Annotated in this window: 9 protein-coding genes; 5 read left to right on the top strand and 4 right to left on the bottom strand. The window is 66.2% G+C overall.

Annotated elements, in window-relative coordinates; translation table 11 throughout:
• Positions 1-27: 27 nt before the first annotated feature.
• The gene (gene codB / locus ACLEJP_RS03755) at positions 28-1,293 is read right to left on the bottom strand and encodes a cytosine permease (protein WP_440804584.1); all 1,266 of its coding nucleotides are present in this window, start codon (positions 1,291-1,293) and stop codon (positions 28-30) included.
• A gap of 445 nt (positions 1,294-1,738) precedes the next feature.
• Between codB and ACLEJP_RS03750 the strand changes: the two genes are divergently transcribed.
• From ACLEJP_RS03750 to ACLEJP_RS03740, 3 genes are all read left to right on the top strand, one after another.
• A complete protein-coding gene (locus tag ACLEJP_RS03750; protein WP_440804583.1) occupies positions 1,739-5,131 on the top strand; it encodes an Ig-like domain-containing protein in 3,393 nt (1,130 codons plus the stop codon).
• Between the two features lie 111 nt (positions 5,132-5,242).
• Entirely contained in the window at positions 5,243-6,226 is a 984-nt protein-coding gene (locus tag ACLEJP_RS03745) for an SCO family protein (protein ID WP_440804582.1), read from the top strand.
• Positions 6,227-6,307: 81 nt separating this feature from the next.
• Positions 6,308-8,632 carry a putative bifunctional diguanylate cyclase/phosphodiesterase gene (locus ACLEJP_RS03740; protein WP_440804581.1) on the top strand — a complete coding sequence of 775 codons (2,325 nt, stop codon included), beginning with the start codon at positions 6,308-6,310 and terminating at the stop codon, positions 8,630-8,632.
• 55 nt (positions 8,633-8,687) lie between these two features.
• On the opposite strand, the gene ACLEJP_RS03735 is transcribed toward ACLEJP_RS03740, so the two are convergent.
• The gene (locus ACLEJP_RS03735; RefSeq protein ID WP_440804712.1) at positions 8,688-9,089 is read right to left on the bottom strand and encodes a hypothetical protein; all 402 of its coding nucleotides are present in this window, start codon (positions 9,087-9,089) and stop codon (positions 8,688-8,690) included.
• Between ACLEJP_RS03735 and ACLEJP_RS03730 the strand changes: the two genes are divergently transcribed.
• Entirely contained in the window at positions 9,068-9,658 is a 591-nt protein-coding gene (locus tag ACLEJP_RS03730; protein ID WP_440804709.1) for a site-specific integrase, read from the top strand. The two genes, ACLEJP_RS03735 and ACLEJP_RS03730, sit on opposite strands and share 22 nt — an antisense overlap.
• Positions 9,659-9,698: 40 nt before the next feature.
• Here the strand turns inward: ACLEJP_RS03730 and ACLEJP_RS03725 are convergent, their stop codons facing one another.
• A complete protein-coding gene (locus tag ACLEJP_RS03725; RefSeq protein WP_440804580.1) occupies positions 9,699-10,838 on the bottom strand; it encodes a glycerate kinase in 1,140 nt (379 codons plus the stop codon).
• 142 nt (positions 10,839-10,980) lie between these two features.
• Positions 10,981-12,078: a sugar diacid recognition domain-containing protein gene (locus ACLEJP_RS03720; protein ID WP_440804579.1), complete on the bottom strand. Its 1,098-nt coding sequence runs from the start codon at positions 12,076-12,078 to the stop codon at positions 10,981-10,983.
• Positions 12,079-12,241: 163 nt separating this feature from the next.
• Here ACLEJP_RS03720 and ACLEJP_RS03715 point away from each other — a divergent pair, with 163 nt between their 5' ends.
• Positions 12,242-13,570 (top strand): MFS transporter, encoded by a 1,329-nt coding sequence (locus ACLEJP_RS03715; protein WP_440804578.1) that lies wholly within the window; start codon positions 12,242-12,244, stop codon positions 13,568-13,570.
• Positions 13,571-13,707 lie beyond the last annotated feature (137 nt).

Genomic DNA, 13,707 nt, shown 5'->3' with positions numbered 1-13,707 from the left:
ACTGCAGGATCTGCTCCAGCGCCAGGCTCAAGGCTCGGTGCCTGCCTGGCCTGGCGCCCGGCGCCGTGCGCCCAGCTCGACGAGGACGACGTAGCACAGGGCCGAAGCGCCGATACCGACCAGCGGGGCGATCCACGGCGAGGCGCAGGCCAGTACCGCGCCCACGGCATAGGCCAGCAGCCCGGTCAGGTTGTAGCGCGGCAGGCTTATCGTGCCCAGTGTCGGGAAGCTGCCGCGATGGCGATACCAGAAATCGGCCATGATCACGCCGCCCACCGGCGGAATGATCGAGCCCAGCAGCACCAGGAACGGGATCAGCATTTCGTACATGCCGCCGATCGCCAACACGATCCCGACCCCGGCTGCCGCCAGCGTTGCGCTGCGCCGACGCTCGCTGCGCAGCAGGTGGCATGCGGCGGCCGACACGTTGTAGAGGGTCGGCCCCTGGATAGTCCACAGGTTCAGGCACAGCATGACCACCGCCGCGAACGACAGGCCTTGCAGCATCATCACCTCGACGATATCGGCCTGCTGGTAGACCATCGCGCACCAGGCCCCGGCCACCACCATCAATCCGTTGCCCAGCAGGAACGCCACCACGCTGGCAATCACCGCCACCCGGCCGCTACGCGCCAGCCGTGTCCAGTTGGTCGCCTGGGTGGCACCACTGGCGAAGGTACCGAAGACCATGGTCACGGCAGCCGAAAAGGTCATGGTCTCGTGCGGTAGCACCGCGGCCAGACCGGCAAGGCCACCGGCATCGCGGGTGGCGATGTACATCGACACCAGCAGCAGCACGAACATCAACGGCACCGACAGCCGCGACAGCACATCCAGCCCCTTGAAGCCGATGATGGCCGTCATGCTGAAGCCCAGGCCGAACAGCACCATCAACGGCATGCTGAAGCCGTCCGCCAGCCCCAGCAACCGGACCAGCACGATGGCCGCCGTGGCCGTGCCCCAGGCATACCAGCCCAGTTCGGCGAAACCCAGCAGGAAGTCAGAAAGCCGGCTACCCGCCTCGCCGAAGCAGAAGCGCCCCATCAGTACGGTGTTCAGTCCGCTGCGCGAGGCAATGAACGCCAGGGCTGCGGCATACAGGGCCAGCAGGCTGTTGCCGATGGCGGCTACCCATAACATGTCGACAAATTTGAAGGCCATGCCCAGCTTGCCGCCGGCGAACATCGTGCCGGTAAAGAAGGTGAAGCTGAACAGGACCATCGCGATCGGCAGCAGGCCCTTGCGGGCCGACTGCGGGGCTTCGCTGAGCGAAAATTCGCTGGATGAGCTCATTGCACGGGGCTCCGGGTTGTAGTCGGCAGCAGGGAGAGCAAGATGCAGGCCGCTTTGACTGCGCCGGCCACCGCGCCCGGAGCAGGCGCGTCGCACTACAGGCGGTGCGCACGTTGCACAGTAAAGCGCAGAAAACGGGAATTGAAAGTGTGCCCGGTGGCTTCATTGGAGGCGTAGGCGCACCAAAGCAGGGCCGGATCGTGTCATTGGCGCCCAGCGCGACAGGGTGCGAAGGCACAGGCCGGCAGCTTGCCCCAGACGTTGGGTAATGGGTAACCCGCTAGTGGGGGGCTAGCCCCGTTTTTGACGCCGTGGCTTGCAACGCGCTCCAGGCGCCACAAGGGCTTGATTGGCAGGGCGTTACATCCCGGACACTTGGCACAGGCGTTGCTCGGGCCGTGGTAACTAGCAAAACGCCACGAAACCGTGCGCGAGGCACAAGCCAATGAAAACACCTGTCGCGATTCGCCCATGCAGGCCTGTATTCCCGCTCTCCTCCGTCACTGCGCTGATGCTTGGCCTCGGGCTGGCCACGGCGGTGGCCGCCCCCCTGGACGACAACAGCATGCCGCCGCCGACCGACCCGTCGGCCTATACCGACCAGCCGGCCGACCCGACCCAGGCCTTGCTCGACCTCTACAACATGCCAGAGGCCAACCAGGGCTCGCTCGAGTTGAGCAACGGCGTGTACGGCGACCGCAACACGGTACTCGCCAACAATGTATTGCCACCGGCCTTGCAAACCGCCAACAAGTACCCCACCAACGGCAAACCCAGTCCCTTGTTCGGGGCATTGCCGTTTACCCAGCAGTTGCTCCTGTTCGAAGAGTTCGGCACGGAAAAACTCGACCCGACGCTGCCGCCTGCAACGCTGACCTTCCCGGTACCCACCCTGGGTGCCGCACCGGCGCAGGACCCGGACGTGGTCGCCCGCAGTGGTCCCAGCGGCAGCGCGCTGGAAGCCTTCCTCAAGCAACCGGGCCTGTACCCGTTCCCGACCCAGTATGCCAATGTGCTCGACCGCAACCCGTGGAAGGCGCAGATCGAGATGTTCCTCAACCGGCACCCTGTCGGCTCGCCGGCGGAAGGCCGGCCACCCGGAAAAGGCTGGTCGCACCAGCGCTGGAACGAGTTCTATCCGCAGGCAGGGTTCAAGACCGCCCAGGCTGGCGCACGCATCAATCTTGGTTTGCGCGACCGCAAGCAGCTGCACAACTATGCCGTTGGCGAGTTCGCCCCGGGCGGCCTGTATTACCAGACCTCCGACATCCCCAACACACAGGGTACGACCCGCGGCATCGACATTCGCTTCCACCCGAAAATGCCGCTGCAGAACCACAAGTCGGTATGGACCTTCGACGGCACCCTCCCACCCAAGTTGCTGATGGTGCGCTATGGCCAGCCAATCCTGATGCGCCACTACAACGCCCTGCCCATCGACCCAGCAGCGAACAACGGGTTTGGCCTGCACACCATTTCCACCCACGAGCACAACGGCCATTCGCCCGCTGAAAGCGACGGTTTTGCCAACGCCTACTTCTTCCCGGGCCAGTACTACGACTACCGTTGGCCGCTGCAGCTGGCCGGCTACGACACCATCAACACCCGCGCCCAGGACCCACGGGCGGCATTCCCCTGCTCGCCCGGTGAGACCCTGTTTGTCAACGATGCCAGCCCAGGCCTGAAGACCTGCCAGAACGGCAGCATCAAGATTCGCGGCGACTGGCGCGAAACCATGAGCACCCACTGGTTCCACGACCACATGATGGATTTCACGGCGCAGAACGTCTACAAGGGCAACGCCGTGATGATGAACTACTACAGTGCCCTGGACCGTGGCAACGAGGCCCTGCAGGATGGCGTGAACCTGCGCTTCCCCAGCGGCACGGGCCTGCCGTGGGGTAACCGTGACTACGACGTCAACCTGGTGATCGCCGACAAGGCCTGGGATGCCCAAGGGCAGCTGTGGTTCAACCCGTTCAATACCGACGGCTTCCTTGGCGACCAGGTCATGGTCAACTGGCAGTTCCGCCCCATCCTCAAGGTTCGCGCGCGCAGTTATCGCTTCCGTATCCTCAACGGCTCGGTATCGCGCTACTTCAAGTTGGCCGTGGTCCGGGAAATTGCCGGCACCAGTGGCGAATTCAAAGGCCCGGTCGGCTCCAACGTGTCGTATGCCCGGGTGCCGTTCCACATGATCGCCAACGACGGCAACATCATGGAACACGCTGTGCCGTTCGACGGCAGCATGGACCTCAACGGCGACGGCAACCTGCAGGACAACAACGGCATCCTGCCGCTGCAGGGCATTGCCGAGCGCTACGACATCATCATCAACTTCGCCAGGAACGGCATCAAGGTCGGCGACAAGCTGTACTTCGTCAACCTCGAAGAACACCAGAGCGGCAAAGGGCCGGAAGGCGCCATTGCGCTGGCCGACGTGCTTTCGGAAAAGTACAAGGCCGTGATCAAGCAGACCAGCAAAGGCCCGCAGTGGGACAACGGCGACCCGGCCATCGGCAAGTTCCTGCAGCTGGTGGTGCAGCCCTACAGCGGCCAGGACCTGAGCATGAACCCGGCGGCCTACGAGCCGGCCAAGCCAGGCAAGGCTGCGGGCATGAAGATGCTGCCGCTGACGATCGACCGCAACTCGGCTACCGACCTGGCCAAGCTCAAGGAAGCCCGCCACCGCGAATTCATCTTCGGGCGCTCCGACGGTACCGACAGCAAGCCCTGGACCATCAAGAGCGAAGGCAGCTTCGGCTACAGCATGGACCCCCGCCGCATAGCCGCTGCGCCACAACTGGCCAACCAGTCCACCGATGCCGGCTTCAGCGGCGACGGCACCCTGGAAGTGTGGAAGATCATCAACGGCGGTAATGGCTGGAGCCACCCTGTGCATGTGCACTTCGAGGAAGGCGTGATCCTCAGCCGCGATGGCATGGCCCCGCCAGAGTGGGAAAAATGGGCGCGCAAGGACGTGTACCGCATCGGCCCGGATGCCGACTCGTCGGAAGAAGTGGAAATGGCCATCCGCTTCCGCGAGTTTGCCGGTACCTACATGGAGCATTGCCACAATACCCAGCATGAGGACACGTCCATGCTGCTGCGCTGGGACCTCGAACACCCGGGCCAGTTCCAGGTCATGCCGACCCCGCTACCGGGCTGGGACGGTGTGGCGTACGTGGCATCGGTTGGCCTGCCAACCTTCCGCACCAACAACAAGGGCAACAACGAACCGGACAACAAACCCCCGGTTGCAGCCAACGACAGCGCCGCGACCACGGCTGGCAAGCCGCTGACCCTGAACGTGCTGGCCAACGACACCGACCCGGAAAACAACCTGCCCTTGACCGTCGTCGGCCTCAGCCAACCGAACTCCGGCCAGGGCAATACCAGTACCGATGGCACCACGGTGGTCTACACCCCACCAGCCAGCGTGGCGACGCCGTTCACCGCCAGCTTCAACTACTCGGCACGGGACGCCAAGGGTGCCGAATCCGTGGCCCCGGCCACGGTCAGCATTGCGGTCAGCCCGGCTGCGGTGACGGACCAGATCCAGGTGACCAGTGCCACGGTGCAGGTGCTCGGCGCCAACCAGTTTACCTGGGAGGTCAGCGGGACCACCACGGTGGCCGCAGGCAACAGCATCAGTGTGACCGCAGCCACCACCGCCGGCCCGTTGAACCTGGGCAACGCCAGCATGACGGCTAGCGGCAGCGGGGCCACCTGGCGGCTGTTGGTGACCACCAGTGGCTATGGCCCGGCTACGCCAGCGACGGTGACGGTGAGATCGGCACTCGGGCAGAGCGTGACAGCGCCGGTCAGGTACAAGTGATTGGCAGCCGGGGCCGCCAAGCGGCCCCGCGTGGGCGCGCCCATCGCCACTGCACGCGGCCTGTGGTCAATGTGCTTGTGGTCGGGCTACCGGTATCCAGAGGACCGTATCATGTCCGGCACTTGGCGTATCCTGCTCGTGCTCGCGCTGTTCGCGGCCAGCATCCCGTTGTGGCCGCTACAGCCGCAACAGCCCGACGCAGCACCTGCTGCATCGCCCTGGGGGGCCGACTATTTCCCCAACATTCCGCTGCTGACCCAGGACGGCGAGAAAGTGTATTTCTTCGACGACCTGATCAAGGACAAGGTGGTCGCCATCAATTTCATCTTCACCGGCTGCACCGACTCCTGCCCGGTCGAAACCGCACGCCTGCGCCAGGTGCAGAAGATCCTCGGTGACCGGGTGGGCCAGGACATCTTCTTCTACTCCATCAGCATCGACCCGTTCAATGACACCCCCACTACCCTGAAGCGCTACGCCGAAAAGTTCGGCATCGGCCCCGGCTGGACGCTGCTCACCGGCGAACCGGCTGACATCGAACAATTGCGCCGCAGCCTGGGCCTGTATATCGAAGGCCTGGAAAACGGCCGCTCCAAGGACCACAACCTGAGCCTGATCATTGGCAACCAGGCCAGCGGCCGCTGGATGAAGGCTTCGCCTTTTGAAAGCCCGTACATCCTCGCTGACCGCCTGGGCAACAGCCTGCACAACTGGAAACAGGCCAGCGCCAAGCCGCTGGACTATGCCCAGGCGCCGGAGGTTCGCCCGCTCAGCAGTGGCGAGCAGCTGTTCCGCACGCGTTGCTCGTCCTGCCACACCGTGGGCAACAGCGAGCCGGGGCAGCGCGCTATCGGCCCCGACCTGCTGGGTGTGACCCGCCAGCGTGACGCCGCATGGCTGGCCCGCTGGATCAAGGAGCCCGACCAGATGCTGGCGCAGAAAGACCCCCTGGCGATGCTGCTGTATGAACAGTACAACCGCCTGGCCATGCCCAACCTGCGCCTCAGCGACGGCGAAGTCAGTGCGTTGATGAATTACCTGGAGGAAGAGACCGCGCGCCTGCAGGCGCCGCTGGCGGAAAAGGGCGATCCTTAAAGGCGATTTGCCATCAGTCATGAAGTTGTCATCTTACTGTCGTATTTTCTGGCCATTACCCAGGGTCGGGAACTGTCAGCAGTGATTCGCCGTTCGCTTTCCTCCGCCAGCCTTCTGCGGCTGCTGATCCTGATGCTGTGTGCCGCGACCCTGGCCTTCCTCTGGGGGCTGCACCTTGCGCAGCAGGCTGGTGCAAGGCAGGACGCGCTGGCGGCCAAGGCTGCCGAGCAGTTGAACCTGGCCACCCTGGTCGGCGCAAGCCTGCGCCAGCTGGTCGACCGCGCCCAGGCTGTCGGCCAGGCCACCCGGGACGACATGAAAACGCTGCGCCCGGGCAATCCAGGCCTGGCGAAGCTGCTTGGCGAAGACCCGCTGTTCAAGCGCATGGGCCTCTACGACCGCCAAGGCCGGCTGCTGTCGGCCAGCCATGCCGACGTGGCCGCCGAGTTGCCCGAAGGCTGGTTGCAGCAGCTGCAACGACACGTCGCCGATTACGGCTTCAAACCGTTCCTGCCCAGCGTGCAGGCCCCCAGCCAGCCGGCCAGCGGGCCGGACTGGCAGCTTCCCTTCCTGCTGCCGTTGACCGACCTGCAAGGTGATGCCATCGACACCCTCCTGGTGGTGCAGCTGGACATCGGCTACCTGGCCGTGCTGCTGCAGCACGTCGACCTGGGCGGCAGCGGCCTGGTGCGCCTGCTGCAGGGCGATGGCCGGGAGCGGCTGCGCATCGACAGCCGTGGCATGAGCGTGCCTGGTGACGCGCTGCAGCCAGGGCTGCCCGGCAGCGCCAGCGAGGCAGGCATGCTCACCCAGTACGCGACCGGGGTAACGTACCAGAGCCTGTTCCGGCGCGTACCCGAGCGGGGCTTCAGCATCGTGGTCAGCCAGCGCCAGGAGGCGATCCTGGCGCCTGTCACGCAGGCCTACGCCCGGCAGTTCTGGCTCACCTTGGGCATGACCCTGATGATCCTCGCCAGCCTGCTGTGGACCTTGCGCCTGTTGCGCAAGCGCCAGGAGGCCTTCAGCGCGCTGGAGCACGCCCAGCAGGTCAACCGGCAACTGATCGAGCGCCTCGAGGACGAGCACCGGCGCAGCAGCCACGCCGCCGCCACCGACCACCTCAGCGGCCTGCACAACCGCCGCCAGTTCGTCGAGGTCGCCGGCCAGGTGCTGACCCGTCAGCGCGGCAGGCGCCGGCTGCTGGCGATTCTGTTCATCGACATGGACCGTTTCAAGTCGATCAACGACTCGCTGGGGCACAAGGTCGGCGACCTGCTGCTGCAAGCCGTGGCCGGGCGTATCCAGCGCCTGCTGGAGCCCGGCGACGAAGCCTCGCGCTTTGGTGGCGACGAGTTCGTGGTACTGCTGGCGGGCGAACGCAGTGAAGAGCAGATCAATGCCTGGGTGCGTGAACTGGTGCAGAAACTCTCGGCCACTTACGCCCTGGATGGCCAGGAGGTCAATACCAGCCCCAGCGTTGGCGTCAGCATCTGCCCGCGCGATGGCCAGGACATCGACAGCCTGATCCGCAGCGCCGACGCGGCGATGTACTCGGCGAAGCAGGCCGGGCGCGCCCAGTACCGCTTTTTCGACCCGTCACTGAACCTGGCCGATATCCAGGCCTTCACCCTGGAACAGGCATTTGGCAGCGCGTTGGCCGAGCGCCAGTTCGTGCTGCACTACCAACCGCAGATTCGCCTCGACACCCAGCAGGTGCTGGGTTACGAGGCGTTGGTGCGCTGGGACCATCCCGAGTTCGGCCTGCTCTACCCGGACCGCTTCATCGGCCTGGCCGAGCGCAGCGGTTTCATTGTCGAGCTGGGCTGGGAGGTGCTGCGCCTGGCCTGCGAAGCCTTGGCGGGTTGGGCCGCGCAGGGCGCCGAGACGCGGCTGGCGGTGAACGTATCCGCCCTGCAACTGCGTCAGGCGGGCTTCGCGGCGCAGCTGCTGGAGCAACTGCAGCAGTACGGCATCGCCCCACAGCGGCTGGAGCTGGAAATTACCGAAACCACCATTCTCGACCCCGAAGGCACGGCAGTGGCGCACCTGCACTGCCTGCGCAGTGCCGGCCTGGGTATAAGCCTGGACGACTTCGGCCGTGGTTATGCCGGCTTTGCCCACCTGCACACCCTACCGCTGAGCAAGCTGAAGATCGACCGCTCGCTGATCGCGCCACTGTCCAACAGCCATGACGACAGCCCGATCGTGTCCTCCACCATCATCCTGGCCAAGCGCCTGGGCCTGGAGGTGGTGGCCGAGGGCGTGGAAACCCGTGAACAGGTGGTATGCCTGAAGCTCGCCGGCTGCGATATCGCCCAGGGCTACCACTTCAGTCGGCCGTTGTCGCCGACGCAGCTGCGTGACTACCCACCGTTCAAGCGCAGCGGGGCCAGCGCCTGCGTGTGATGGCGGCGCCCGCAGCGCAGGACAGGCACAGCATTTCGGTTTATTGTGCTGTCCATCACCAACCGACCCTCGCACCATGACCGACATCGAGCGCTACCTGCGCGCCGCCACCCGTGACAACACCCGGCGCAGCTACCAGGCCGCCATCGCGCACTTCGAAAGCCACTGGGGCGGCTTCCTCCCGGCCACGGCCGAGAGCATCGCCCGCTATCTGGCCGACCACGCCGGCCAGCACGCCGTCAGCACCCTGCGCCAACGGCTCGCCGCACTCAGCCAGTGGCACCTTGCCCAAGGCTTCCCCGACCCGACCAAGGCCCCGTTGGTACGCCAGGTGCTGCGCGGCATCCGCACCTTGCACCCGAACCCGCCGAGGCAGGCCGCGCCGTTGTTGCTGCAGCACCTGCAAACCGCCGTGCAGTACTTCGAAGCAGAGGCCTGCCAGGCCAAGGAACGGCATGCCTGGCCGCCCTGCGTCGCGCCCGCCGCGACGCGGCCTTGCTGTTGCTGGGCTTCTGGCGCGGTTTTCGTGGCGATGAACTGGCGCGGCTGCGCGTCGAGCACATCCAGGCCCAGGCAGGTGTCGGCATCACCCTGTTCCTGCCGCGCAGCAAGGGTGACCGGGAAGCGCTGGGCGTGCAACACCGAACCCCGGCGCTGAAGGCGCTGTGCCCGGTCACGGCCTACCTGCAATGGCTGGAAGTGGCCGGCATCGCCCACGGGCCGGTGTTCCGCAAGCTCGACCGCTGGGGCAACCTGAGTGAAACCGCACTCAACAGCAACAGCCTGGTCGGCCTGCTGCGGCGCATGCTGGAGCGCGCCGGGGTACCGGCGGCGCTGTACACCGGTCATTCGCTGCGCCGTGGTTTCGCCACCTGGGCAACGGCCAACGGCTGGGAACTGAAAGCCTTGATGAGCTACGTGGGCTGGAAGGACGCCAAGTCAGCCTTGCGCTACATCGACGCGGCGCAGCGCTTTGGCGAGCTGGCCGAGCTCCCGGCCAGCCAGGCCCAGGCGCTGCTACCCTGAGGTGGCTTGGCGAGCGCCTGCGCCAACGCCATCCCCGCGGTCAGCTTTGCCTTGCACGCTGCCACAAGCGGCCGATGTCACAGGCACGCGCGCGCAGCAGTTCGGCAGCATCGGCACAGGCCTGCTCCAGGCTCATCGGCCCGCCGGCCAGGGCAAAGGCAGCGTCGATGCCATGGGCATACAACTGCTGGTAGCCTTCACCCAAGGTTCCGGCCAGCACCACCACCGGCACCCCATGGCGCCTGGCCACCCGCGCCACCCCGAGCGGCGTCTTGCCGCGCAGGGTCTGGGCATCGAAACGCCCCTCGCCGGTTATCACCAGGTCAGCGTCTCGCACCAGCGCGTCCAGGCCAGCCAGCTCGGCCACCACGTCCACCCCGGGGCGGAACTGCGCGCCCATGAATGCCCGCGCCGCGAAGCCCATGCCACCGGCCGCGCCGCAGCCAGGGTAGTCACGCACGTCGCTGCCCAGCAGCTGCGCACAGTGGTCGGCAAAGTGCCCCAGGGCCTGGTCCAGCGCCTGTACCTGTTGCGGGCTGGCACCCTTCTGCGGGCCGAAGATCGCCGAAGCGCCGTTGGCGCCGCACAGCGGGTTGTCGACGTCCGCGGCCACTTCGAACTGCACCTCGGCCAGGCGCGGGTCGAGGCCGCTGGCGTCGATGCGGGCCAGCCTGGCCAAGGCCAGGCCGCCCTCTTCCAGCGCCTGCCCGTCGGCGTCCAGCAGGCGCAGGCCCAAGGCGCGCAGCATGCCACTGCCTGCATCGTTGGTGGCGCTGCCGCCGATCGCCAGCACCACCCGTTGTGCGCCGGCGGCCAAGGCAGCGGCAACCAGTTCGCCAGTGCCCCAGGTGCTGCTGCGGCAGGCATCGCGCTGGCCGGTCGGCACCAGTTGCAGGCCACTGGCCTGGGCCATTTCGATGATTGCCGTACGGCTTTGTGGCAACCAGCCCCAGCCGGCTTCGACGCGTTGCCCCAATGGCCCGCGCACGGTCTGCCGGCGCAGTTCGCCATGGCTGGCGGCAAGAATGGCCTGCATGGTCCCTTCGCCACCGTCGGCCATCGGGCACTCGAGCAGCTCGGCTTGCGGCCAGGCTTCGCCCAGGCCCGCTGCAATGGCGCGGGCGACACCGGCAGCGTCGAGGCTGTCCTTGAACGAGTCGGGGGCGATGACGATCTTCATGGGGATTCTCCTGTCCTGATCAGCGGCATGCTGACAGGTGGCTGCCACGCTGGCCTCGGTCGCTTGCACAAAACCTGGGACGCGTTGTTTGGGCAAATGCCTGCGCGCCCGGCGCAGGCGTTTTGCCAGGAGCGGCCAGCGCTCAGTCGGCCGGCAGCAACTGCAAGCCCAGGTACAAGCTGAGCATACCCTCCATGCGCAGCGGGTCCACTTCAGCCAACTCGGCGATGCGCTCCAGGCGGTAGCGCAGGCTGTTGCGGTGGATACCCAGCGCATCGGCACAGGCCTGGCTCTGGCCGTCATGGGCACACCAGGCGCGCAGGGTGGCGAGCAACTGGCCGTTGCCGTCCTTGGCACGGATACGCTGCAAGGGCTGCAGCAATTCGTCCAGCGCATCATCGTTGCGGTGCCGCCACAACAGCGCCGGCAACCGGTAGCGTTGCAGGCTGAGCAGGCGCTCGCCAGGCACGACCTCGCGGCCATAGGCCAGCAGGTCGCGGACTCGGCGGTAGCCCCGGCGCAGTTGCTCCAGGCTTTGTGCGGCGCTGCCCAGGGCCAGACGCTCCACTACCCAGCCATGACGTTCCAGGCGTTCCAGCAGGCGCGGTTCGTCGAGCGCCACCCCGGCGGGCCGGCACCACAGCAACGACTGGCGGGCCGGGCTGACGCACCAGCTGTCCGGGTAGCGGCTGGTCAGCCATGCGGCCAGCGCTTCGCCAGGTGCCCCCGAGGCCAGCTCGAACAGGCAGGGCACACGTGGCAGCTGGGGTTTCAGCCCCAACTGGCGGGCTTCATCAAGCAACCGGGGTGAATCACCGCTGCCGCCAAGCAACAGCGCCAGCAAGTCGTCGCAACGCTGCCGCCGCCATTGCTGGTCGGCCTGCAAATGGCGCTGGGCCAGCAGCATTTCAGCGGTCATGCGCACCAGCTCGCCGTACGTGCGCAACTGTTGCGGGTCGCCGGTCAGGCCAAGCACGCCCATCAGCCGGCCATCGAGCATCAGCGGCAGGTTCACCCCCGGCTGCACGCCCTTCAGGCATTTGGCCGCATCAGTATCCAGTTCGACGATGCGGCCGTTGGCCAGCACCAGTTGCGCGCCCTCGTGACGCGTGTTGATGCGCTCCGGTTCGCCGCTGCCAAGGATCAGCCCCTGGCTGTCCATCACATTGACGTTGCACGGCAGGATGGCCATCGCCCGGTCAACGATATCCTGTGCCAGGTCATGGTCGAGTTCGAACATTCAAGGGTCCTTGCGGTGTTAGGCTTTTGGGCTGGGGCACAGCAGTGCGGCGCGAGCACTGTGCAAAAGCACAAAGACAGGCACGCCGCTGTCCCCGAGACTCGTCAGGGCGAGCGCCGGAACAGGCGACGCGGCGACAACCATAACAACAGAGAACCCGATCATGGCATACAGCCCCGCCCCTGACCAAGGCACGGACATTCACCGCAATGCGCTGTACCGGCGCATCACCCTGCGGCTGATTCCGTTCATTTTCATCTGCTACCTGTTCAACTACCTGGACCGCGTCAACGTCGGTTTTGCCAAGCTGCAGATGCTCGATGCGCTGCAATTCAGCGAAACGGTGTACGGCCTTGGCGCCGGCATCTTCTTCATCGGCTACGTACTCTGCGGCCTGCCGAGCAACCTGGCGCTCAACCGCTTCGGCCCGCGGCGCTGGATCGCGCTGATGATGATTGCCTGGGGCAGCTTGTCCACCTGCCTGTTGTTCGTCTCCACGCCTGCCGAGTTCTACGCGCTGCGCCTGCTGACCGGTGCCGCCGAAGCCGGTTTTTTCCCCGGCGTGGTGCTGTACCTTTCGCGCTGGTTCCCGGGCGCCCGCCGCGGCCGCATCATGGCCCTTTTCATGTCGGCGATCCCGGTATCCGGCCTGCTCGGCGGGCCGTTCTCCGGCTGGATCCTCGAGCACTTCGCGGCCGGCCAGCACGGCCTGGCCGGCTGGCAATGGATGTTCCTGATCCAGGGCCTGCCAACCGTTGCGCTGGGTGTGCTGGCGGTGTTCCTGCTCAGTGATGGCTACCACAAGGCCAGCTGGCTGAGCCCGGCAGAACGCCAACTGATCGCCGCCGACCTGCAGGCCGACGCCGACAGCAAGCCGGCCACCAGCGGCGACGGTGTGCTCGCCGTGCTGGGCAACCGGCTGATCTGGACCTTCGGCTTCGTCTACTTCTGCATCCAGAGCGGCGTCTACGCGATCAACTTCTGGCTGCCGTCGATCATCAGGAACATGGGCTTCGACAACCCGTTGCTGATCGGCTGGCTCAGCGCCATCCCGTACTTGCTGGCCGGGGTGTTCATGATCCTCTGCGGGCGCTCGGCCGACTTGCGCAACGAACGCCGCTGGCACCTGGTGGTGCCGATGCTGATGGGCGCCACCGGCCTGCTGATCGCGGTGAACTTCGCCGGCAGCCCGGCCATCGCCATCCTCGGCCTGTCGATCGCCACCATGGGCGCCCTCACCGGCCTGCCGATGTTCTGGCCGATGCCGACCGCGCTGCTCAGCGCCAGTGCGGCCGTTGCCGGCCTGGCGATCATCAACTCGGTGGGGCAGATGGCCGGCTTCCTCAGCCCCTACCTGGTCGGGTTCATCAAGGACCAGACCGGCTCCACCGATGCCGCGCTGTATTCGCTGGCGGCGCTGATCGTGCTCGGTAGCCTGGTGGCCTTGCGCGTGACGCGCGCCGGGGCGCTGAACACAGCACGGGCCAGTTGAGCTGCCTCACGGATAAATCCGCTCCTGCACACGGCGCGAATTGTCGCCGTATTTGCAGGAGCGGCGTTAGCCGCGAGCATCGGCGCAGCCGGTGCCAGCCAGCGCGTCGCCTGCTTCGCGGCTAAATCCGCGCCTAC

Source organism: Pseudomonas sp. SMV7 (assembly GCF_052041995.1).
In the GTDB taxonomy this organism is placed as follows: Bacteria; Pseudomonadota; Gammaproteobacteria; order Pseudomonadales; family Pseudomonadaceae; genus Aquipseudomonas.
Note: the sequence above shows the minus strand (reverse complement) of the source record. Positions and strands in the feature narration are given on the sequence as shown.

Coding starts and splice junctions, on each gene's coding strand:
- codB (WP_440804584.1), bottom strand. CDS start 1,293: ATGAGCTCATCCAGCGAATTTTCGCTCAGCGAAGCCCCGCAGTCGGCC.
- ACLEJP_RS03750 (WP_440804583.1), top strand. CDS start 1,739: ATGAAAACACCTGTCGCGATTCGCCCATGCAGGCCTGTATTCCCGCTC.
- ACLEJP_RS03745 (WP_440804582.1), top strand. CDS start 5,243: ATGTCCGGCACTTGGCGTATCCTGCTCGTGCTCGCGCTGTTCGCGGCC.
- ACLEJP_RS03735 (WP_440804712.1), bottom strand. CDS start 9,089: ATGCCGTTCCTTGGCCTGGCAGGCCTCTGCTTCGAAGTACTGCACGGC.
- ACLEJP_RS03725 (WP_440804580.1), bottom strand. CDS start 10,838: ATGAAGATCGTCATCGCCCCCGACTCGTTCAAGGACAGCCTCGACGCT.
- ACLEJP_RS03720 (WP_440804579.1), bottom strand. CDS start 12,078: ATGTTCGAACTCGACCATGACCTGGCACAGGATATCGTTGACCGGGCG.
- ACLEJP_RS03715 (WP_440804578.1), top strand. CDS start 12,242: ATGGCATACAGCCCCGCCCCTGACCAAGGCACGGACATTCACCGCAAT.